The following is a 22122-nucleotide window of genomic DNA, read 5'->3' as shown; positions in this document are numbered from 1 at the left end:
ACGGACGCGTACGCGGGGTAGTCGATATCGGCGTTCGGGTGGACGCTCCGAGCGTGGCGATCGCCCGATCGGGGAGCCGGGCCGCCGGGAACCCGTTCGTCGTCCCGGACGATGCGCTCGCCGCGTACGCCGATACGCCGGGCCCGTGGGTACCCGCTGGTCGCAGGGGACGGTGACGTCGACGTCCGACCCCTCTCCGGAGTTGCTCCTGAGGACGGGGAGTAATTGGCTCGTCGCGATCAGTCCAGAAGAACCGACGCCGGCCGCACCCATGGCCGCGAGGCAGGGAGTAGCGATGACGACCTCCACGCACCGGGACGCGGGCGAGTCCGTCGCCACCCCGGAGGGACCTCTGGCCCGCGCGGCCCGGACCGCCTCCGAGGAGGCCTACCTCGCGAGCCTGACCGACGTCCAGCGCGAGGCGTGGGAGAAGGCGTCCGGCGCCCGTCCCGAACGGACGTCGAAGCGTCTGCTGGTCGCGCTGTCGCACACCATCGAGAAGGCCGTGATGTCCGGCCCGATCGAGCAGCCGACCGTCGTGCTGGCGATGTTCCAGAAGATGAAGTTCTTCGACCGCGAGCGCGAGGTCTACGAGCGGATGGCCGCCGCCGGGATCGAGGTCGTCGTCGGATTCGCCGAGGACGAGCCGCACGAGGCCCCCGAGGGCGTGCACGTGGTGGTCCTGGGCCACGACGAGCCGCTGGCCGACGAGTGGACGGTCGTCGCCGTCGGACCGGACGCCGGCGCGTTCCTGGTGGCGACCGACCAGCACCACCACGACCCGGGCGAGCGCGACGTCGAGGCGAGCCGCGAGTTCACCGGCCGCTGGGGCTACTCGCGCACGCAGGCCGGCACGGAGCTGGCCCGCCTCCGGTTCGCGCTCGGCGACCGTCTCGACGCGTCGGTGCGCCGCACGATCGACGGCATGCTCGCCGCGGCCATGCCGACCGGCGGCGACCGGGCCGCCTCCGCCGGCACCCCCGGCGAGACGTGGGCGACCACCTCGCTGCACCACATGATCAGCCGGATGCAGTCCGCCCGCGCCGGCACCCGGGAGCTGCGCGAACAGCTCGCCGACGCCCAGCGCGCCGCGGCCGCCCGGTCCGCCGCGACGGTCGACCCGCAGAGCGGTGTGAGCACCCCGGACTTCCTGCGCCGCTGGGCCAACCCCTCCGACGGGGCCACCGCGCTGCCGATCGGACTGGCCCTGTTCGACGTCCCCGAGCTTGACGGCGAGACCGTCCGCGCCGACGACCGTGCGTCCTACCACGCCGCGCACCAGGTCGCGGCCGCGCTGAGCCAGCCGCTCGGTGCCATCGACGCCGTGGTGCGGCTGTCCGTGCGGGAGTTCCTGGTCGTCGTCCCCGGCGCCTCGACGCAGCACCTGGCCGGGCTCTGCGACACGATCGGCGAGAACCTCGAGCTCGCCTCGCACGGCTACCCGGACATCTCGCTGCGGGCCCGGGCGGCCACGATCGTCACCCGCTCCCGGCCGTTCCCCCTCGGGGACCTCAGCGAGGCCCTGAACCGGCTGGGCGAGAACCCGGGCCCGGTCGACGCGGGCGAGATCCCGGCGGGCGACCGGATCGTCGTGTCCTCCACGGCGCTGCACGACCACCGTGCTCCCACCGCGCGGTCCGCTCCCCGCCCGGCCGCCGCCGGGACGGCGCCGATCCACGCGCCGGCCCCCGAGCTCGCTCCGGCGGCGGCCGACGGCCCGTCCCGGAGTGACTCGGGCCGGAGCGACTCGGACCGCGGCTCGGACCGGGGCGACTCGGACCGGGCCGCCCCGGGCATGCACTCCTCGGGGCTGAACATCCCGTCCCGGCACAGCCCCTCCCCGTCGCCGTCCGTTCCGGGGCAGGCGTCCGGGGACCGGGAGATGGACCGGCGCCCGGGTGGGCCGGGCCCGTCGGAGGCGGGCGTGGGTGGGCAGCACCGGTCCCCGGCCCCGAGGCTCCCGGTCCCGCCGGCTCCCGAGAACCTGCCGCCCGCCCGTCGGGAGCCCGGGCCGGAGAACCCGCCGCACACCCCGCACGCGGAGAACTCGCTGCCCGACGACATGCTGCCACCGCTGCCGCACCGGACCGCCCAGGAGGCGCTGCGCCGCCTGGTGCACGGCGACGAGACCGAGACCGGTGGCGACCCCCGCGCCCGCGACAGCGTCTTCACCGACCTGTCCGGCCCCGCGAACGGGCACGGGTCGAACGGCCACGGGTCGAACGGGCACGGGTCGAACGGGCGTTTCGGCGCCGGCTGACCCGGCCGGGCCTGCCGCGCCGGTGGACTCACTCGGCGTGCGGCGCCTACGTTCGGGTCCGACCCGGTGATCGCGTCGCCGGGCGGGGGAGGTTCGGCGTGGACGAGCAGGAAAGGCCTCGGGCGGCCCTGGTCACCGGCGGTGCGAGCGGGATCGGGCGGTCCACCGTCGCCCTGCTGCGCCAGCGCGGCTGGCAGGTCGTGCTCGCCGACCTGAACGCCGCCACCGGCGCGGCGGCCGCCGACGAGCTCGGCGCCACGTTCGTGCAGGTCGACGTGGCCGACGAGGGCGCCGTCGCGCGTGCCGTCGGCGTCTGCACCCAGACGTTCGGGCGGGTCGACGCGGTCGTCAACAACGCCGGCGTCGGCGGCGCGTTCGGCGCGATCACCGAGATCGAGGTCGCCGACTGGGACGAGACGTTCGCGGTGCTGGTGCGCAGCGTGTTCCTGGGGATCAAACACGGCGCCCGGGCCATGAAGGAGGCCGGGCGCGGCGGGGCGATCGTGAACACGGCGTCGGTCGCGGCGCTGAGCGGCGGCGCCGGGCCCCAGGCCTACTCGGCGGCGAAGGCCGCGGTGGTGAACCTGACCCGGTCCGCGGCCGAGGAGCTGGCCGCCGACCGGATCCGGGTCAACGCCGTCAATCCCGGCCTGATCGTCACCCCGCTGGCCGTCGACGACGAGGAGCGCACCGCCGCCGTCCTGTCCGGCATCCAGCCCTGGCCGGACCTGGGCCGCCCGGACGACGTCGCCGAGGTGATCGCGTTCCTGGTCTCCGACGCCGCCCGCTTCGTCACCGGCGAGGACGTCACCGTCGACGGCGGGCTGCGCGCGGCCGGGCCGCGGATGCAGGAGGCCTACGGCGGACGTCCCGGTGACCGCGGTCTGACCGGGGTGAACCGCGGCAGCACCGGCGTCGCGGCGACCGTCCGCAAGCTCGGGCGATGACCCCGCGGATCCCGCAGGAGTTCGACGACATCCCCTTCGCCGCGCTCGTGCCCGGCTCCGTGCACACCGGCCGGTACCCGGTCACCACCGAGCTGGTCGCGGCGTACGACCGCCTGACGGGGTCCGGTCCGGCACGCGCGGACGGCGTCGCGCCGTCGTCGGTGTTCTCCACGTTCGACCCGGTCTACCGGGCGATGGGCGGGCGGATGGAGCAGGGCAGCGTGCACGTCGGGCAGCGGATCCTCCCGTTCGCCGACGCCCGGGTCGGCGACGTCCTGGACGTGACGGTCACGGTGGCCGAGGCCGCGTACGTCCGGGACCGGCCGACCGTCGTGCTGGAGGTCGACTACCGGCGCGGCGACGAGCTCGTCGCCCGGACCCGGTCGACGATCCTCTGGGGTTTCTCATCATGAAGAAGAGAATCCTCATCCAGGACGACGTCGACGCGTTCGGCCTGGTCAGCGGCGCCACCGGTCTGATCCACACCGAGCCCGCGTACGCCGCGACGACCCGGTTCGGCGCGACGCTCGTGCCCGGGATCCTCCTGGCCGCGATCGTGGCGCAGGAGCTGCCGTCCGGCTGGACCGCGCTGAACCTGCGGTTCGTGGCCCCGGTCCGGGTCGGCACCCCGTTCGAGATCCTGGTGGGCCCGGACAAGGGGGACCTGGCGATCGAGGTCCGCACCCCGGACGGCGCGGCCGTGCTCGGGACGGCGACGCGGCCCTGGTGATCGACTTCGGTTGATGCCCCACGATCCGGGGAACGTCCGGACCATGGAGTACAGACAGCTCGGACGGTCGGGCCTGCGCGTCTCGACGATGACCCTGGGAACGATGACCTTCGGCGGGGAGGGCGGCTTCGCCAACGTCGGCAACACCGACGTCGACGGCGCACGGCGGCTCGTCGATCTGTGCATCGACCGCGGGGTCAACCTGATCGACACCGCCGACGTCTACTCGCAGGGCGCCTCGGAGAAGATCGTCGGCGAGGCGGTCAAGGGCCGTCGCGACGACGTGCTGCTGGCCACGAAGGTCCGGATGCCGATGGGTGAGGGCCCCAACGACGCCGGCCTGTCCCGCGAGCACATCGTGCGCGGCTGCGAGGACAGCCTGCGCCGCCTCGGCGTCGACCACGTCGACCTCTACCAGGTGCACGCCTGGGACGGTCAGACGCCGCTCGAGGAGAGCCTGGAGGCGCTCGACACGCTCGTGCGCAAGGGCAAGATCCGCTACATCGGCTGCTCGAACTACTCGGCCTGGCACCTGATGAAGGCCCTCGGCGTCTCCGAGCGTGAGCACCTGCAGCGCTTCGTCTCCCAGCAGATCCACTACACGCTGCAGGAACGTGCCGTCGAGCAGGAGCTCGTCCCGGCGACCCTCGACCAGGACCTCGGCATCCTGGTCTGGAGCCCGCTCGCCGGTGGCCTGCTCTCGGGCAAGTTCCGCCGCGGGAAGGACTCGCCGGAGACCTCGCGCCACCTCACCGAGTGGAGCGAGCCGCCGGTGCACGACCAGGAGCGTCTCTACGACATCGTCGAGGTGGCCGTCGAGATCGGCGAGGCGCACGGCGTGTCCGCGGCCCAGGTGTCGCTGGCCTGGCTGCTGCGCAAGCCCGGCGTCTCGTCGCTGGTCGTCGGCGCGCGGAACGAGGAGCAGCTGAGCGACAACCTGGCCGCCGCGGAGCTCACGCTGACCGACGACGAGGTCGCCCGCCTCGACGAGGTCAGCGCGACACCGCTGCGCTACCCGTACTGGCACCAGAAGCAGACCGCGTCCGACCGGCTCTCCGCCGCGGACCGCACCCTGCTCGGATAGTCGCTGCAGACGGGAACGGGCCGGCCGCGAGATCGCGGCCGGCCCGTCGTCGTCACAGGCGGGTTCAGCTCCCGAGGAAGTCGAGCAGGGCCTTGTTGAACTCGGCCGCGTGCGTGACGTTGAGGCCGTGCGGGCCGCCCTCGATCAGGGCCAGCTGTGCACCCTTGATCGACTCGTGCGAGCGCTTGCCGCTGACCTCGAACGGCACGATGCCGTCGGAGTCGCCGTGGATGACCAGCGTCGGGACGCCGGCCTCGGAGACCTTGGCGACGTCGTCGCGGAAGTCGGTGCGGCCGAACGCGGTGATGCAGTCCAGCGTGCCCTTCGGCGAGGCGAACTCGGCGATGGAACGGTTGTAGAGCCGGTTCGGCTCGCTGACCAGGTCGGTCCGGTCGCCGGCGGCGAAGAAGTTCTTCGTGAAGTCCTCGAGGAACGCGATCCGGTCGCCGGTCACGCCGCCCTGGAACTGCTCGATCGTCGTGTCGTCGAGACCGCCGTCGGGGTTGTCGTCGCTCTTGTAGAGGTACGGCGGGACGGCCGCGGCCAGAACGGCCTTCGCGACCCGGTCGGTGCCGTGCTTGGCGATGTAGCGGACGACCTCGCCGCCGCCCATCGAGAAGCCGACCAGCGTCGCGTCGCGGACGTCGAGGTGCACGAGCAGAGCGTGCAGGTCGTCGGCGAACGTGTCGTAGTCGTAGCCCTCCCACGGCTGCGACGAGTCACCGAAGCCGCGGCGGTCGTAGGTGATGACGCGGTGCCCGGCCTCGATCAGCGCCGGGACCTGGTTCTCCCAGGACCGGCCGGACAGCGGCCAGCCGTGGATCAGCACGACCGGCGAACCGGAACCCTTGTCCTCGTAGTACAGCTCCACCAGGGCGTCGTTCTCGGTACCTACGCTGAAACGGGCCATGATCTCCTCCGGGTCGTGGAGCCGGCGCGCGGCCGGCGTGTCACGACACGGGTAACCCGGTCATGGAGTTCTCAACCATGGCCGTCGCCGCATCCGCGGCGGCCGCTCAGCCGGTGACGGCGCGGTCGCGCCCGAGGGCCTGCGCGAGCAGCGCGCGGACGTTCGGGTCCTCGACGGTGTAGTAGACGAACGTGCCCTCGCGGCGGTTCTCCACGATCCCGGCCAGGCGCAGCTTGGCCAGGTGCTGGCTCACCGCGGTGGGGGCGGCGCCGACGAGCTCGGCCAGGCAGGCGACCGACGACTCGCCCTGCAGCAACGCCCAGAGGATCTTGATCCGGGTCGGGTCGGCGAGCATGCGCAGGGAGTCCGCGGCGCGGCGCACCGCATCCTCGTCCGGCATCTCGAAGCCGGGGATCGACTCGTGCACGGGACTCACCCTACCTCACCTGCACACCTGCGTGACTGCACCGATGAGCGGATAAAATCTTCTGATTGCGTATCTTCGTGAGTACGCAGGTAGTGTTCCACGGGTGCGCAACGCTCTGAAGCTCGACGAGGTCAGGTGGGCCGCCGCGTCCCTGGCCGCGTTCCTCGTGGCCGTCACGGCCGACCTGCTCGGTGCCCCGATCTGGCTGGTCGGGGCCGCCTATCTGGCCTGTTACGTCGCTGGCGGCTGGGAACCGCTGCTGGAGGGGCTGCGCGCGCTGCGCGAGCGGACCCTCGACGTCGACCTGCTGATGGTGGTGGCCGCGGTCGCGGCCGCGGCGATCGGACAGTGGTTCGACGGCGGCCTGCTGATCGTCATCTTCGCGAGCTCCGGCGCGCTGGAGGCGGTGATGACGGCGCGGACCCGATCCAGCATCGACGCGCTGCTCGACCTGGCGCCGGAGACCGCGAGCCTGATCGGCCCGGACGGGGAGCGGGAGGTCCCGGCGGCCGACCTCGTCGCCGGTGACGAGGTGCGGGTCCGGCCCGGCGAGCGGATCCCCGGTGACGGCCGGGTCCTCGACGGCGTCAGCGAGGTCGACACCGCGAACCTCACCGGCGAGCCGGTGCCGGTGCGCCGCGGGCCGGGCGACGACGTGCTGGCCGGCACCGTCAACGGCACCGGCGTGCTCCGTGTGCTCCTCACCCGGGACAGCGCCGACTCGGTCGTGGCCGGCATCGCCGTGCAGGTGGCGCGGGCCAGCGAGACGAAGTCGCACCGCCAGCTGTTCATCGAGCGGGTCGAGCAGCGCTACTCGGTGGTCGTGGTGGTCGCGGCGCTGGCGCTGCTGACGGTCCCGCTGCTGCTCGGCGCGGACTTCCGGGAGACGCTGCTGCGCGCCATGACGTTCATGATCGTCGCCTCGCCGTGCGCGATCGTCCTGGCCACGATGCCGCCGCTGCTGGCCGCGATCGCCGTCGCGGGGCGTCGCGGGACCCTGGTCAAGGACGCGACCGTGCTGGAGGCTCTCGCCGAGGTCGACGCCGTCGTGCTGGACAAGACGGGCACCCTCACCGTCGGACGTCCGCAGGTCGCCGACGTCGTGACCTGCGGTGACCGTGACGCCGACGAGGTGCTGGCGCTCGCCGCCGCGGCCGAGTCGGGCTCCGAGCACGTCCTCGGACGGGCCGTCCGGGCGCACGCGGAGGCCCGCGGTCTGTCGATCCCCGGTGCGGATGAGTTCACCGCGCTGCCCGGGGAAGGAGTCCGTGCCCGGGTGTCGGCGCGGGCCGGTGCGCCGGTGTCGGTGACGGTCGGGCGCCCCGACGGCGATCCGTCACCGTTGGTGGCCGAGCAGCACCGGCAGGGCCGGACCGCCGTGCTGGTGCAGGTCGACGGCGTACCGGTCGGCGTGATCGGGCTGGCCGACGAGCCGCGCGACGGCGCCGTGGACGCCCTCGCCGCGATGCGCCGGGTCGTCGGCGGCGAGCCGGAGGTCCTGACCGGGGACGCGGCCGAGCCCGCCCGGGTGATCGGCGACCGGCTGGGCCTGGAGCGGGTGCACTCCGGGCTGCTGCCCGCGGACAAGGTCGCCCACGTGCAGGCCCGGCAAGGCGAGGGCCGCCGGGTGCTCGCGGCCGGGGACGGCATCAACGACGCCCCGCTGCTCGCCGGGGCCGACGTCGGCCTGGTCGTCGGCGACGGCGCGGGCGCCCTGAGCATCGAGGCCGCGGACGGGGTGCTGATGCGCGACCCGCTCGGGTCGATCGCGCCGCTGGTCGAGCTGGCACGGCGGGCCCGGCGGGTGGCGCGGGCGAACCTCGCCTTCGCCGCCGCGGTGATCGTCGTCCTGGTCGGGTGGGACCTGTTCGGGACGCTGCCGCTGGCCGTCGGCGTGGCCGGGCACGAGCTGTCGACGGTGCTGGTCTGCCTGAACGGTCTGCGGCTGCTGATCGGCTCGCGCCGTGGCGCCCGGTCCGGAGGGACGGGCTCAGCCGGCGTCGAGCGCGGCGAGGGCCATCCGGCGGAGGACGTCGACCTCGACGCGGGGGACGCGCGGGTCGGGGCCGGGGTCACCGGCGGACGCTGAGTACGGCGTCGAGTTCAGCAGGCCGAACACCCCGTGCGCGGCGACCCGCGCCGCGTACGGGGACAGCTCCGGACGCACCCGGCGCAGGGTGTCCACCCAGATCTCGACGTAGGTCCGCTGCAGGTGACGGACCCGGCGGCGCGCCTCGTCGGGCAGGTTGGCCAGGTCGCGGTCCTGCACCACGATCAGCTCCGGCTCCCGGGTCGCGAAGTCGACGTGGAAGTCGACCAGGTCGGCGAGCTCGGATCGGGGGTCGCCGCCGTTGCTGCGGGCCCGGCCGCCGGCGAGTAGGCGCTCGCTGATCCCGACCAGCATCTCCGCGAGCAGGGCCTCCTTGCCGGGGAAGTGCCGGTAGAGCGCGGGCCCGCTGACGCCGACGGCGGCGCCCAGGTCGGCGATGCTCACCCCGTGGAAGCCGTGCCGCGCGAACAGCCGGGCGGCCACGGCCAGGATCTGCTCCCGCCGGGACGGCGCCGGCGGGCCGTCCGGGGCGGCACTCATCGGGGGAGACTAGCTGTAACTCCCAGCAGCGTTGTTGACGCGGGTGATGGGTGGGTTGCCGCCGATGGCGGTGTGGCAGCGGTGGTGGTTGTAGGTGTGTAGCCAGGTCGGTAGTGCCGCGGCGCGGTCGTCGTTGCTGGTGAAGGGTCGTTGGTAGGCCCATTCCTCGGCCAGGGTCCGGTTGAACCGCTCGGCTTTGCCGTTGGTCTGGGGTCGGTAGCGGCGGGTGAACCGGGCCTGTGCACCGATCTCGGCGAGTGCTTCGCGCCAGGCCCTCGAGCGGCGGTAGGCCAGGGCGTTGTCGGTCATGACCCGTTCGATGTGGGTGATGCCGTGGTCGTGGAAGAAGGTGGTGGCGCGGCGCAGGAACGCGGCGCAGGTGGTGGCTTGTTCGTCGGGATGGATCTCGGCGTAGGCCAGGCGGGTGTGGTCGTCGATCGCGGCGTGGATGTAGTCGTAGCCGACCCGGGTTCCGTAGCGGGCTCGGCGGTGTTCGATGCTGTCGCGCCCGTGGGCTCGCCAGCCGCCTCCGTCGCGGAGCCGGCCGAGTTTCTTGACGTCGACGTGGACGAGTTCGCCGGGGCGGTCGCGTTCGTAGCGGCGGATGAGTTGCCCGGTGGGGCGGTCCATCCAGGCCAGGCGCGATAGCCCGTGCCGGACCAGGACGGCGTGCACGGTCGAGGCCGGTAGCCCGGTCAGGGGCGCGATCCGGTGCGGGCCCAGTTTGCGTTCGCGACGCAGGGCCAGGACTCGGGCTTCGGCCTCGGGGGTGGTCCGCGACGGGATGTGGTGGGCGTGGCTGGGCCGGTCGATCAGTCCGGTCGGGCCTTCGGCGCGGTAGCGGGCCCACCACTTGTAGCCGGTGGCGCGGGAGATCCCGAGCTCGGCGGCGACGTGGGCGACCGGGCGCCCGGACAGGACACGCTCGATCAGAACGGTGCGTCCGTGCACGGTCAGACGGGCATTACGGTGGGCCACGGAGACCTCCGGGTGGCTGGGTATGAGCGTCGACAACTCACACCTCGCCCGGAGGTCTCCCTGGTTTCAAGCCGCCACGCCGTCAACAACGGTCATGGGCACTACAACTAGCGCGCGGGGGTTAACGTTCGCTAACCACGGCGGAGTGCTCCTCAGCCGGTGCTCAGCGGACGGCGGATACCCTCGACGGCGTGAACCGTGCCCTGCACTGGCTGCGCGCCCGGATGGGCGTGCGGGTGGTGTCCGCGCTCGCCGCCGCGGTGGCGGTGGCGGTGGTCCTGGTCGTCGCCGGCATCTCGCTCGTGCTGCTGCTCGACCACCAGCTGCGCCAGTCGACCGAGTCCGCGGCCGTGAGCCAGGCCGAGGTGCTCGGCCAGCGCATCGCGGGCAACTTCACCGGCAGCGGTGACGCCAAGGAGAACTCGATCGACGCGACGGGCAAGCGCGGCGACATCGTGCAGGTCCTCACCGACTACGGCGACGACTCCGACGACCCGGACAGCCGCGTCGGCTCGAACGGCCCGCAGTCCGACGTCCAGGTGATCGGTTCCTCGGACACCCTGGACAGCCAGCCGCGGATGGTGCCGTGGCTGCTCGCACCGCGGGAGACCCGGGTCGTCCCGAGCACCGAGATCCGGCTCGCCGACGGCAGCACCGAGGAGGTGACGATCGTCGGGAAGGGAGTCCGGGCGACCGGGCGCCCGATCACGGTGCTGGCCGCGCAGCCGCTCAAGCCGGTGCACCAGGCCGTCGACACGGTGTCGGTGATGGTCTCGGTCGGGATCCCGATCCTCGTGCTGATCACCGGGTTCTTCACCTACCTGTTCGCGGGGCGTGCGCTGCGTCCGGTCGAGGCGATGCGCCGGCGCGTGGCCGGGCTGACCGACCGCGACCTCGACCGTCGCGTGCCCGAGCCGCACACCCAGGACGAGGTCGGCCGGCTCGCCCGCACGATGAACCAGATGCTCTCCCGCCTGCAGGACTCCCAGGCCACCCAGCGGCGCTTCGTCGCCGACGCCAGCCACGAGCTCCGCAGCCCGCTGGCCACCGTCTCGACCGGTCTGGAGCTGCTCGGCAACGGCATGGGCAAGGACTCCGCGGACCTCGCGACGGTGCAGACCCTGCGGGGGGAGACCGGCCGGCTGACCAAGCTCGTCGAGGGCCTGCTGTTCCTGGCCCGCGCCGACGAGCGCGGCCTCGCGCCGCGCCGCGAGGAGGTCGACCTCGACGAGCTCGTCGAGGGGGAGCGGGTCCGCCCGAGCGCCGACGACTCGGTCTCGGTGACCGTGTCGACGGAACCGGTGCGCGTGGTCGGGGACCGCAGCCAGCTGGTCCGCGTGCTGCGCAACCTGGTCGACAACGCACGCCGGCACGCCGGGTCGACGGTGGCGGTCTCGGTGCGCGCCGACGGCGACCTGGCCGTGATCGACGTCGACGACGACGGTTGCGGCGTCCCCGAGGCCGACCGGACGCGGGTGTTCGAGCGCTTCGTGCGGCTCGACGAGGCGCGGGCGCGCGGCGACGGCGGGTCCGGTCTCGGCCTCGCGATCGTCGCCGAGCTGGTCGCGGCGCACGGCGGGACGGTGTCGGCGGGCGAGTCCGAGAGGCTCGGCGGCGCGCGGTTCCGGGTCACGGTCCCGCTGTCCGGCTCGCCCGGGTCCCTCGAGGTCGCCGAGCCGACGCCCGCCGCGGGAGCCGGAACGGACGAGCCGTGGACGGCGCCCGACACGGACCGCGCGGCCGACGTGCCCGAGCACGCCTGGGCCCCCGCCGCTCTGTCGGCCGCCGGAGCCGCGACGCCGGCCGTGGCGACCGCCGAGGACCGGAACGGGTCCGACCTGTTCAGCCCGATGGTCTCCGCCGGAACCGGCGACAGCACGACGGCCGCCCCTGCGTCTGCCGGCCCTGCGTCGGTCACCTCTGCGTCGGCCGCCTCTGCGTCGGCCGCCTCTGGGCAGGTCACCTCGTCGACGTCCGCCTGGTCGGCGTTCCGTGAACCGGAGGCCGGTTCGCCGTCGACACCCTCGGACACGACCGCCGGAGCCGGTACGGGTTCCGGCACGGACGTCCCGGCGCCCACCGCCGCGGACGCCGGACCCGTGCTGTTCGACGACCGTCCCTCCGGCCCGCTGCCGCGGGTGCCGATGGGCGGGCGTCGCCGTCGCCCGGTGGAGGCGACCTCGCCGACGGCCGGGAAGCCGACGGCCGGGAAGCCGACGGCCGGGAAGCCGACGGCCGAGGACGGGACGGCGGGGACCTCCACGCGGTCCGACGAGGTCGTCGCGCGGCCCGACGAGGCATCCGGTGCCACACCCGTCGAGGCCGGGGCCGACACGCCCGCCGTCCCGCCGGCGAACGGGACGCCGCGCGCCCCCCGGACGACGCCCCCTCCGCCCTCCACGTCGCCGACGCCGTCGACGCAGCAGCCCTCCACCCAGCAGCCCCCGGTGCCCGGCCCCCCGGAGCCGCGGAGCCCGATCAGCGACCCGCCGACCGGCCCCCTGCCCATCCGTCCGAACACCGTCGGCAGCCCCGCCGACGAGAACGCCACCCGCCCGTTGCCCGTCGTCCGGTCCGCCGGAGGGGGACGCGCCGGTACCGCCGTCGCCCCGGCCCGCCGCGATGCCGGGACCGACGGCGCCACCCGCAACGGCGTGACCGACGGCGCCACCCGCAACGGCGGGACCAACGGCGCCACCCGGAGCGGTACGGCGCCGAACGGCGTCACGCGGAACGGCACCCCACCCCGCGGCCTCCCGTCACGGAACGGCGGTGCGTACGGCGCGACCGCGCCGTACGGCCGCAACGGAGCCGGCTCGAACGGCCACGGCTCGAACGGCCACGGCCTCCCGAACGGCAACGGGTTCCGGCGCCCGAACGGACGCCCTCAAGACCCGCAGGACGGTCCCGGTCGCAACGGGCACCAGACGAACGGGCACCCGACGAACGGCCGCGCCCGGAGCGATCGGCCCCAGAACGGTCACCCCCGCAAGGGGACCGACGGTGCGGACCCGCGGCGCGACGACACGCCGGAGTCCTGAGCCCGCTCAGGAGGCGTCGGACTCGGCCATCCGGTAGCCGACCCCGCGCAGGGTCTCGATGCTGTTCGTCCCGAACGGGGCGTCGATCTTGCGTCGCAGGTAGCCGACGTAGACCTCGACGACGTTGACCTCGCCGTCGTAGTGGGCGTCCCACACCGAGCGCAGGATGTCGGTCTTCGTCACGACCTGCCCGGTGCGCGCCATGAGGTGCTCGAGCACCCCGAACTCGCGCGGCGTCAGCGAGATCTCCACCTCGCCGCGGTGCACCCGGTGCTTGGACGGGTCCAGTGAGAGGTCACCGACCCGCAGCACGGTCGGCGCCGCCTCCCCGGCCCGGCGCAGCAGCGCGCGGAGCCGGGCCTGCAGGACCACGAACGAGAACGGCTTGGTCAGGTAGTCATCGGCGCCGAGGTCGAACGCGTCCGCCTCGTCGTACTCGCCGTCCTTGGCCGTCAGCATCAGCACCGGCGTCCACACGCCCTCGTGCCGCAGGCGCTGCAGCACCCGGTAGCCGGACAGCCCCGGGAGCATGATGTCCAGGACGATCACGTCGTGCCGGCCGGACAGCGCCGCCTCGAGCCCGCTCGGCCCGTCGTGGGCGACCTCCACCTCGTGGCCCTCGCCGGCCAGCCCCCGCCGCACGAGCTCGGCGAGCGGTTTCTCGTCCTCGACCAGTAGTAGCCGCACGGTTCAACCGTAGAGGCCGGAGGAGACCGGCCCGAACGCGGTCGGAGTCGTCACCCGCGGTCCGCGCCGCGGCGGAGACGGCCGGCGACCCGGCGGCCGAACCGCCCCAGCTGTGGGCCGGCCCGCAGGCTCGCGAGCAGCAGCAACAGCGCGGACTGGCCCAGCAGGCCGGGGGCCAGCGGGGCGGTGCCGCCCCCGTACCAGGAGTGCGTGAAGGAGCCGACCGGCACGCCGGGGCCCGCGGCCAGGTGCTCGGCGACGGCGGTCGCGGCGGACACCAGCACGATCAGGCTCAGCGCCCGGGCGGCGTGGCGCCCCGGTCGTCCGACGCGGGGCAGGGTCAGCAGGGCCGCGGCCGTGGCGAGCAGGATCGTCGCACCCCAGGGCAGCAGGTGCGCCGAACCGGGCGCGGCCAGCTGGACGGCACTGCCCAGGATGCCCAGCACGCCGAGCCCGATCAGGGCGGCGCCGAGGCCGTCGGGGGCGGTCCGGTCCGGATGTTCGGCCCGGGCGCTCGGATGTCCGATCACGCTCATCTGCAGACCTCCGTCCGTTCCCCGGGGAGCACCGGCCGCGGTCCCACGGCAGGCTGTCATCAGTCCGGGCGCGGTCGCGCGACCCGCCCGGACCAGGGCAAGTGTCGGGCACGGTCGCTGTGAGAACGCTGAGTCGATGTCGCATCCCCCTGGACCGCGACGTTAACGAACGCTAACCTGTTAACGGTCATTAACCGTTCGCCGGAGGGTGGAGATGACAGTCGTAGACGGAACGGGCACCGCCCCGCAGCTGGGCACCGGGGTGGATCCCGGCGGTGAGGCCTTCGCCGCCAACGCCGAGTCGCACCGCGCGCTCGTCGCGGACCTCGCCGCGAAGCTGGCCACCGCGCGTCTGGGCGGGCCGGAGAAGTCGCGGACCCGGCACGTCGAGCGGGGCAAGCTCCTGCCGCGGGACCGGGTGGACTCGCTCGTCGACCCGTCGTCGCCGTTCCTGGAGCTCTCGCCGATGGCGGCGAACGGGATGTACGACGACGAGGCCCCCGGGGCCGGGGTGATCACCGGCGTCGGGCGGGTGTCGGGCCGCGAGTGCGTGATCGTGGCCAACGACGCCACCGTCAAGGGCGGCACCTACTACCCGATGACGGTGAAGAAGCACCTGCGCGCGCAGGAGGTGGCCCTGCACAACCGGCTGCCCTGCATCTACCTCGTGGACTCCGGCGGGGCGTACCTGCCCGAGCAGGACGACGTGTTCCCCGACCGCGAGCACTTCGGCCGGATCTTCTACAACCAGGCCCAGATGTCGGGCCAGGGCATCCCGCAGATCGCGGCCGTGCTCGGCTCCTGCACCGCGGGCGGCGCCTACGTGCCGGCGATGTCGGACGAGGCGGTCATCGTCCGCAACCAGGGCACGATCTTCCTGGGCGGCCCGCCGCTGGTGAAGGCCGCGACCGGCGAGGTCGTCACCGCCGAGGACCTGGGCGGCGGCGACCTGCACTCGAAGACGTCCGGCGTCACCGACCACCTCGCGAACGACGACGCGCACGCGTTGCAGATCGTCCGCTCGATCGTCGGGACGCTGGGTCCGCGCGCGCAGCGGAGCTGGGACGTCGCACCGACCGAGGCGCCGGCCGTCGACCCGGGCGAGCTCTACGGCGCGGTCCCGACCGACTCCCGCACCCCCTACGACGTGCGCGAGGTCATCGCCCGCGTCGTCGACGGCTCCCGGTTCCACGAGTTCAAGTCCGAGTACGGGACGACGCTGGTCACCGGCTTCGCCCGGATCCACGGGCATCCGGTGGGGATAGTGGCGAACAACGGCATCCTGTTCTCCGAGTCCGCGGTCAAGGGCGCGCACTTCGTGGAGCTGTGCGACCAGCGCGGCATCCCGCTGGTGTTCCTGCAGAACATCTCCGGGTTCATGGTCGGGCGCGAGTACGAGGCCGGCGGCATCGCGAAGAACGGCGCGAAGATGGTCACCGCCGTCGCCTCGACGCGGGTGCCGAAGCTGACCGTGGTGATCGGCGGCTCGTTCGGCGCCGGGAACTACTCGATGTGCGGGCGGGCCTACTCTCCCCGGTTCCTGTTCATGTGGCCCAACGCCCGGATCTCGGTGATGGGCGGTGAGCAGGCCGCGATGGTGCTCGACGCGGTGCGCTCGCCGAAGGATCCGACGCCGTCGGAGGAGTTCAAGGACCGCATCCGGGCCCAGTACGAGACGCAGGGCCACCCCTACTACTCCACGGCCCGGATCTGGGACGACGGCGTGATCGACCCCGCCGACACCCGCACCGTCCTGGGCCTGGCCCTGTCCACCGCCGCCAACGCGCCCCTGGCCGACCCGGCCTTCGGCGTCTTCCGGATGTGAGGAACGTGTCCATGTTCTCGACGGTGCTGGTCGCCAACCGCGGCGAGATCGCGGTCCGGGTGATCCGGACGTTGCGGGCGCTGGGGATCCGGTCGGTGGCCGTGTACTCCGACGCCGATGCCGACGCCCCGCACGTCCGCGCGGCCGACGACGCCGTCCGCCTCGGGCCCGCCGCGGCCTCGGAGAGCTACTTGTCGGTCGAGAAGGTGATCGAGGCGGCCCGGGCGACCGGGGCGCAGGCGATCCACCCCGGCTACGGGTTCCTGTCCGAGAACACCGCGTTCGCGGCCGCCTGCGAGCAGGCCGGGATCGTGTTCGTCGGGCCGCCCTCTCAGGCGATCGACGCGATGGGCGACAAGATCCGCGCCAAGCAGACCGTCGCGAAGGCCGGCGTCCCGGTGGTGCCCGGCTCCGACGGCTCCGGTCTGTCCGACGACGAGCTGACACTGGCCGTCGAACAGGTCGGCTATCCCGTCCTGCTCAAGCCGAGTGCCGGTGGCGGGGGCAAGGGCATGCGCGAGGTGCACGCCCCGGCCGACCTCGCCGACGCGATCGCGGGCGCCCGCCGGGAGGCCCGCGGCTCGTTCGGCGACGACACATTGCTCGTCGAGCGCCTGGTCACCACGCCGCGCCACATCGAGATCCAGGTGATGGCCGACGCGCACGGCACCGTCGTGCACCTCGGCGAGCGCGAGTGCTCGCTGCAGCGCCGGCACCAGAAGATCATCGAGGAGGCGCCGTCGGCCCTGCTCACCCCGGAGCAGCGCGAGCGGATGGGCACCGCGGCCTGCGAGGCGGCCCGGGCGTGCGGCTACACCGGCGCCGGGACCGTCGAGTTCATCGTGTCCTCCGACGCCCCGGACGAGTTCTTCTTCATGGAGATGAACACCCGGCTGCAGGTCGAGCACCCGGTCACCGAGATGGTCACCGGCCTCGACCTCGTCGAGCTGCAGCTGCGCGTCGCCGCCGGGGAGGCGCTGCCGATCACCCAGTGCGACGTCGCCCTGCACGGGCACGCCGTCGAGGCGCGGGTGTACGCGGAGACCGCGGCCGTCACCGGGGAGACCGTGTCGTTCCTGCCCACCGGCGGGCAGGTGGTCGCGCTGCGGGAGCCGTCCGGTCCGGGCGTGCGGGTGGACTCCGGGATCGTCGCCGGCGGCACGGTCGGGTCGGACTACGACCCGATGCTGTCCAAGGTCATCGCGCACGGCGCCGACCGGGCCGAGGCCCTGCGCCGCCTCGACGCGGCGCTCGCGAACACCACGCTGCTCGGCCTCGACACCAACATCGGTTTCCTGCGCGGACTGCTCGCCGACGACGACGTCCGGGCCGCGCGCCTGGACACCGGCCTGGTCGCCCGGCGGGCCCGCGAGCTCGCCACCCCCGACCTGCCCGGCGACGTCCTGGGCGCCGCCGCCGGGTACGCGCTGCTGCGGCTGGAGCCGGCCGGGGCCGTCGTCGACCCGTTCGACGTGCCCGGTGGCTGGCGGGTCGGCGAGCCGGCGTGGACGACGCGCCGTCTCGTCGTGTCCGGGCACGACCCGGTCGCGGTGCGCATCCGCGGCCGCGCCGCCGACGCGGAGGTCGTCATCGGCGAGGCCGACCCGGTGCGGATCGCGACCGTCGCGACCGGCGACGGGACGCTCGCGCACACCCAAGACGGGCGGACGCGGCGCTACGCCGTCGCCACCGCACCCGACGGGGTCGTGTGGATCTCCCGCGACGGCTCCGCCTGGGGCATCCGGGAGCAGGAGCCGCTGGAAGCGGCACGGACCGGCGCCGACACCGCGGGCGGGCCGGTCGTCTCGCCGATGCCCGGCACCGTGACCGTCGTCGAGGTCACCGAGGGCCAGGAGGTGACGGCGGGACAGAAGCTCGTCGTCGTCGAGGCCATGAAGATGGAGCACGTGCTCACCGCGCCGGTCGACGGCGTGGTCCGCGAGCTGAAGGCCCGCGTGGGCGGCACCGTCGCCCGCGACGCGGCACTGCTCGTGGTCGAGCCCGGGAACGCAGACGCCGAAGGGGCGAAGTCATGACCGCAGTCGAATCCACCGCAACGTCGTCGGAGGAGTACGAGGCCCTGCGCGCGACCGTCGAGGACTTCGCGCGCAAGGAGGTCGCGCCCGTCATCGCGGACTTCTACATCCGCGAGGAGTTCCCCTACGACCTCGTGCGCAGCATGGGCGAGATGGGCCTGTTCGGCCTGCCGATCTCGGAGGAGTACGGCGGGATGGGCGGCGACTACTACGCCCTGTGCCTGGCCCTGGAGGAGCTCGGCAAGGTCGACTCCTCGGTCGCGATCACGCTGGAGGCCGGTGTCTCGCTGGGCGCGATGCCGATCTACCGGTTCGGCACCGACGAGCAGAAGGCCCGCTGGCTGCCCGACATCGCGGCCGGCCGCACGCTCGGTGCGTTCGGCCTCACCGAGCCCGGGGGCGGCTCGGACGCCGGCGCCACCCGCACCACCGCGAAGCTCGACGGCGACGAGTGGGTGATCAACGGGTCGAAGTGCTTCATCACCAACTCCGGCACCGACATCACCTCCGTCGTCACCGTGACCGCGGTGACCGGCGAGAAGCCCGGCGGCGGCAAGGAGATCTCGGCGATCCTCGTGCCGTCGGGCACGCCCGGTTTCTCGGTCAGCGAGAAGTACTCCAAGGTCGGCTGGAACGCCTCCGACACCCGCGAGCTGTTCTTCGACGACGTCCGGGTGCCGAAGGAGAACCTGCTCGGCGAGCAGGGCCGCGGCTACGCGCAGTTCCTGTCCATCCTCGACGAGGGCCGGATCGCGATCGCGGCGCTGTCGGTCGGGCTCGCGCAGGGCTGCGTCGACGAGTCGCTGCGCTACGCCCACGAGCGGGAGGCGTTCGGCCACCCGATCGGCGACTACCAGGCGATCCAGTTCAAGATCGCCGACATGGAGGTCCGGGCGCACACCGCGCGCCTGGCCTGGCACGACGCCGCGGAGAAGATGCTGCGCGGGGAGCCGTTCAAGAAGGAGGCCGCGATCGCCAAGCTCGTGGCCTCGAACGCGGCGATGGACAACTCCCGGGACGCCACCCAGGTCTTCGGCGGGTACGGCTTCATGAACGAGTACCCGGTCGGGCGGTTCTACCGCGACGCCAAGATCCTGGAGATCGGCGAGGGCACGTCCGAGGTGCAGCGGATGCTGATCGCGCGCCACCTGGGTCTCTAGTCTGTCTCGTCACCCGCCCCGGGTCGGAACGGTCCGGGGCGGGTAGACCTGGACACATGAGCGACATCGAGGGACTGACCAACCACCAGGTGCGCCTGGCCGCCCGGCCGAACGGGCTGCCCGGCCCCGACGTGTGGGACCACACGAGCGAGCCGGTCGCCGAGCCCGCCGAAGGCCACATCGTCGTGCAGGTGACCCACGTGTCGCTGGACCCGGCGATGCGTGGCTGGATGAACGATGGCAAGAGCTACGTCCCGCCGGTGGGCATCGGCGAGGTCATGCGCGCGCTGGCGGCCGGCCGCGTGGTGGCGTCGAAGAACTCCGGGTTCGCCGTCGGTGACGTCGTGACCGGCACGTTCGGGGTGCAGGAGTACGCGGAGTCCGACGGCGCCGGCGTGCAGACGGTGCACCCGACCGACGAGGTCGACGTCCCCACCTACCTGGCGCTGCTCGGCATGACCGGCATGACCGCCTACTTCGGACTGTTCGACGTCGGCGCGCTGAAGGACGGCGAGACGGTCGTCGTGTCCGGTGCCGCGGGAGCCGTGGGCAGCGTCGTCGGGCAGCTGGCCAAGATCAAGGGTTGCCGCGTCGTCGGCATCGCGGGCGGGCCGGAGAAGTGCGCCTGGATCGTCGACGAACTCGGCTTCGACGCCGCGATCGACTACCGCGCCGAGAACGTCAAGAAGGCCCTGCGCGCAGCCGCGCCGGACGGGATCGACGTCTACTTCGACAACGTCGGCGGCGAGATCCTCGACGCGGCCCTGACCCAGCTGCGCTTCGGTGCGCGCGTCCCGATCTGCGGCGCGATCAGCACCTACAACGCCACCGAGGTCCCGCCCGGCCCGGCCAACTACATGAGCCTGCTGGTCAACCGCGCCCGGATGGAGGGCTTCCTGGTCTTCGACTTCGTCGACCGCTTCGGCGCGGCGGCGAAGGAGATGGCCGGCTGGCTGGCCGAGGGGAAGCTGCGCAGCCGCGAGGACGTCGTCTCCGGGCAGGTCTCCGACTTCGGCGAGGTGCTCCTGCGCCTGTTCCGCGGCGAGAACACCGGGAAGCTCGTCCTGCAGATCGCCTGACGGGTGCTCCCCGCCACACCGGCCGGAGCCGGGGAACGGTAGCGTCGCCGACGTCGAACGAGGAGGGGGCCGACGTGGCGACCTGGGACGATCTGCAGTCCTACGTGCGGGTGCGGTACGAGATCATGCGGCAGGTGGGCGACGAGCTCTGGTTCAACCTGCCCACCACCGGTGACCGCACGCAGCTCGTGGTCGTCCGGCGGGTCCACGAGAAGCACGGCGAGACCACCGACGCCGCGGCCGCCGTCGCGCAGGACGACTCGGACTGGGCCCAGATCAGCTCGCCGATCGCCCGCACCGGCGAGGTCGACCTGACCAAGCTCCTCGAACTGGCCGGGGCGTCCCCGGTCGGCGGGGTCGTGGCGCAGGACGGCGTCGTCGTCTTCCGCCACTCGATCTCGCTGCGCGACGCCGGCCTCGACGGCTTCGAGTTCCCGTTCCGCCAGGTCGTGCACCTGGCCGACGAGCTCGAGCACGAGCTCACCGGCCGCGACGACCACTAGCCACCCGTACCGTCACCGAGCCCGTCCGTCACCGGACCCGGTGGACGAGAGCTGCTCCCGTCCACCGTGGCCGGACGAACGGGGCTTTCGCGCGACCCGGAACGGTCTCGCGGGGCGTGGGATCGGGGCTCAGCCGGGCAGGGGGGTGAGGTCGATCGCCTGGTCGATCACGATGCGGAGGCGGTTGAGGAGCTCGTCGGCCTCACCCCACGTCAGAGCGCCGGTGGCGACGCCGTGCCGCAGTTCCTCGGCGAGCGTTCGGGCGAAGCCGGTGGACCAACTGTGACGAGGATCAACACTCCGCATACTCCGAATGATGCACTGACCGTTCGTCGTTGGTTCATCCGGGGTATCCATGAGCCGGTTGTGGTTCATGTGGCGTCCATCTGCGCGCCGGATGCGCCGGACGGTCCTCTCCGGACGGACGCCCGAACGGGGTACACCGCTCGGCGCCGATCACCCGAAGATCGCTCCGGGGCGTGACCCCAGCTGGCTGATCTCGGTCACGACCGGGTGTCCCGCCCCGAGCAGCGCCACGTCGGAGCCGGGCTCACCGTGCTCCCAGGTCTCGGTGACGAGCGTGTGCAGCCCGCCCGGCCGGACGCCGTCGGCGGTGCGGTGCGTCATCCGCACCTGTACGGCCCCGGAGCCGGCCAGCGTCGCCTCGCGCAGCTCCGGGAGGTCGGTGAACGCGACGTCCGGCACGTTGAGGTTCCAGGCGGTGCCGGACGGGCGGGCGCGCAGCCGGTCGAGCAGGTCGGGCAGCAGACCCAGCACGGCGTCCCAGTGCGGGGCCTCGGGCCTGGACAGGCCGCAGTTCAGCGAGATCGCCAGGCCCGACCAGCCGTGGTGCGCACCGGCGAGCACCGCGCCGACCGTGCCGGAGTGCAAAATCTGACGGCCGGTGTTCGAGCCGTAGTTGATCCCGGACAGCACCACGTCGGCCTCGCGGTCGAGCCAGCCCCGCCCGGCCGCGTTGACGATGTAGGCCGGGTGCCCGGCGACGGCGTAGGCGGGCACCCCGTCGAGGCCGGGCAGGTCGTGCTCGGCGACCGGTACATGGCCGTCCTCGGTCACCGAGCGGACCGACCCGCCGGTCCCGCTGGCGTCGATCGAGGGGGCGGCGACGACGACGTCGTAGCCGGCGTCGGCGGCACCGCGGGCGAGCGCGTGCAGGCCGGCGGAGTCGATCCCGTCGTCGTTGGTGATCAGGGCGAGCGGGTGGGAGGACGGCACGGGCGTCAGCCTAGGTCGGACGTGTCGATGCGGTGACGAGGTCGTCGCCCCCGCCACATCGCCGCAGCGGACGAGGGACACTGGTCGTCGCCG

The 22122-nt window shown here is 73.3% G+C and carries 20 protein-coding genes; 12 read left to right on the top strand and 8 right to left on the bottom strand.

The window, feature by feature from the left end:
* Positions 1-295 precede the first annotated feature (295 nt).
* The 5 genes from EV383_RS28725 to EV383_RS28705 all read left to right on the top strand — a co-directional run bounded on the left by EV383_RS28725 (position 296) and on the right by EV383_RS28705 (position 5021).
* The gene (locus EV383_RS28725; RefSeq protein ID WP_165438535.1) at positions 296-2260 is read left to right on the top strand and encodes a DICT sensory domain-containing protein; all 1965 of its coding nucleotides are present in this window, start codon (positions 296-298) and stop codon (positions 2258-2260) included.
* 98 nt (positions 2261-2358) lie between these two features.
* A complete protein-coding gene (locus EV383_RS28720; protein ID WP_130292986.1) occupies positions 2359-3207 on the top strand; it encodes an SDR family NAD(P)-dependent oxidoreductase in 849 nt (282 codons plus the stop codon).
* A complete protein-coding gene (locus EV383_RS28715) occupies positions 3204-3620 on the top strand; it encodes a hypothetical protein (protein WP_130292984.1) in 417 nt (138 codons plus the stop codon). The genes EV383_RS28720 and EV383_RS28715 overlap by 4 nt, the downstream gene beginning before the upstream one ends.
* The gene (locus EV383_RS28710) at positions 3617-3937 is read left to right on the top strand and encodes a MaoC/PaaZ C-terminal domain-containing protein (protein WP_130292982.1); all 321 of its coding nucleotides are present in this window, start codon (positions 3617-3619) and stop codon (positions 3935-3937) included. Before EV383_RS28715 ends, EV383_RS28710 begins: the two co-directional genes overlap by 4 nt.
* Before the next feature lie 43 nt (positions 3938-3980).
* Positions 3981-5021 carry an aldo/keto reductase gene (locus EV383_RS28705; RefSeq protein WP_130292980.1) on the top strand — a complete coding sequence of 347 codons (1041 nt, stop codon included), beginning with the start codon at positions 3981-3983 and terminating at the stop codon, positions 5019-5021.
* A 64-nt stretch (positions 5022-5085) separates the two neighbouring features.
* Here the strand turns inward: EV383_RS28705 and EV383_RS28700 are convergent, their stop codons facing one another.
* Together EV383_RS28700 and EV383_RS28695 are read right to left on the bottom strand one after the other, a co-directional pair.
* Positions 5086-5931, bottom strand: coding sequence for an alpha/beta fold hydrolase (locus EV383_RS28700; protein ID WP_130292978.1), 846 nt, complete (start codon positions 5929-5931; stop codon positions 5086-5088).
* 106 nt (positions 5932-6037) lie between these two features.
* On the bottom strand, positions 6038-6358 hold the full coding sequence (locus EV383_RS28695; protein ID WP_130292976.1) for an ArsR/SmtB family transcription factor: 321 nt from the start codon (positions 6356-6358) through the stop codon (positions 6038-6040).
* A 103-nt stretch (positions 6359-6461) separates the two neighbouring features.
* Between EV383_RS28695 and EV383_RS28690 the strand changes: the two genes are divergently transcribed.
* Entirely contained in the window at positions 6462-8447 is a 1986-nt protein-coding gene (locus tag EV383_RS28690; RefSeq protein WP_165438534.1) for a heavy metal translocating P-type ATPase, read from the top strand.
* Here the strand turns inward: EV383_RS28690 and EV383_RS28685 are convergent.
* Together EV383_RS28685 and EV383_RS28680 are read right to left on the bottom strand one after the other, a co-directional pair.
* Positions 8349-8948: an SACE_7040 family transcriptional regulator gene (locus tag EV383_RS28685; RefSeq protein WP_130292974.1), complete on the bottom strand. Its 600-nt coding sequence runs from the start codon at positions 8946-8948 to the stop codon at positions 8349-8351. The genes EV383_RS28690 and EV383_RS28685 overlap by 99 nt on opposite strands.
* Positions 8949-8957: 9 nt before the next feature.
* Positions 8958-9926 (bottom strand): IS481 family transposase, encoded by a 969-nt coding sequence (locus EV383_RS28680; RefSeq protein WP_130289518.1) that lies wholly within the window; start codon positions 9924-9926, stop codon positions 8958-8960.
* A 191-nt stretch (positions 9927-10117) separates the two neighbouring features.
* Here EV383_RS28680 and EV383_RS28675 point away from each other — a divergent pair, with 191 nt between their 5' ends.
* Complete coding sequence (locus EV383_RS28675) at positions 10118-12967, top strand: ATP-binding protein (protein WP_130292972.1); 2850 nt, start codon at positions 10118-10120, stop codon at positions 12965-12967.
* Positions 12968-12973: 6 nt separating this feature from the next.
* Here EV383_RS28675 and EV383_RS28670 read toward each other — a convergent pair whose 3' ends face one another.
* Both EV383_RS28670 and EV383_RS28665 read right to left on the bottom strand, forming a co-directional pair.
* Positions 12974-13654: a response regulator transcription factor gene (locus EV383_RS28670; protein ID WP_130292970.1), complete on the bottom strand. Its 681-nt coding sequence runs from the start codon at positions 13652-13654 to the stop codon at positions 12974-12976.
* A 50-nt stretch (positions 13655-13704) separates the two neighbouring features.
* A complete protein-coding gene (locus EV383_RS28665) occupies positions 13705-14190 on the bottom strand; it encodes a hypothetical protein (protein ID WP_130292968.1) in 486 nt (161 codons plus the stop codon).
* A 214-nt stretch (positions 14191-14404) separates the two neighbouring features.
* On the opposite strand from EV383_RS28665, the gene EV383_RS28660 reads away from it, so the two are divergent.
* From EV383_RS28660 to EV383_RS28640, 5 genes are all read left to right on the top strand, one after another.
* Positions 14405-16015 (top strand): carboxyl transferase domain-containing protein, encoded by a 1611-nt coding sequence (locus tag EV383_RS28660; RefSeq protein WP_130292965.1) that lies wholly within the window; start codon positions 14405-14407, stop codon positions 16013-16015.
* 11 nt (positions 16016-16026) lie between these two features.
* On the top strand, positions 16027-18051 hold the full coding sequence (locus EV383_RS28655) for an acetyl-CoA carboxylase biotin carboxylase subunit (protein ID WP_130292963.1): 2025 nt from the start codon (positions 16027-16029) through the stop codon (positions 18049-18051).
* Positions 18048-19211 carry an acyl-CoA dehydrogenase family protein gene (locus EV383_RS28650; RefSeq protein WP_130292961.1) on the top strand — a complete coding sequence of 388 codons (1164 nt, stop codon included), beginning with the start codon at positions 18048-18050 and terminating at the stop codon, positions 19209-19211. Before EV383_RS28655 ends, EV383_RS28650 begins: the two co-directional genes overlap by 4 nt.
* Before the next feature lie 56 nt (positions 19212-19267).
* The gene (locus tag EV383_RS28645; protein WP_207223685.1) at positions 19268-20290 is read left to right on the top strand and encodes an NADP-dependent oxidoreductase; all 1023 of its coding nucleotides are present in this window, start codon (positions 19268-19270) and stop codon (positions 20288-20290) included.
* A gap of 74 nt (positions 20291-20364) precedes the next feature.
* Positions 20365-20793, top strand: coding sequence for a hypothetical protein (locus EV383_RS28640; protein ID WP_130292959.1), 429 nt, complete (start codon positions 20365-20367; stop codon positions 20791-20793).
* A gap of 129 nt (positions 20794-20922) precedes the next feature.
* Here EV383_RS28640 and EV383_RS28635 read toward each other — a convergent pair whose 3' ends face one another.
* Together EV383_RS28635 and surE are read right to left on the bottom strand one after the other, a co-directional pair.
* A complete protein-coding gene (locus tag EV383_RS28635; protein WP_130292957.1) occupies positions 20923-21168 on the bottom strand; it encodes a hypothetical protein in 246 nt (81 codons plus the stop codon).
* A gap of 81 nt (positions 21169-21249) precedes the next feature.
* Complete coding sequence (gene surE, locus EV383_RS28630) at positions 21250-22029, bottom strand: 5'/3'-nucleotidase SurE (RefSeq protein WP_165438533.1); 780 nt, start codon at positions 22027-22029, stop codon at positions 21250-21252.
* Positions 22030-22122 lie beyond the last annotated feature (93 nt).

The organism is Pseudonocardia sediminis (assembly GCF_004217185.1).
In the GTDB taxonomy this organism is placed as follows: domain Bacteria; phylum Actinomycetota; class Actinomycetes; order Mycobacteriales; family Pseudonocardiaceae; genus Pseudonocardia; species Pseudonocardia sediminis.
The sequence above is the reverse complement of the archived record's forward strand: the minus strand, read 5'-3'. Positions and strand labels throughout refer to the sequence as shown.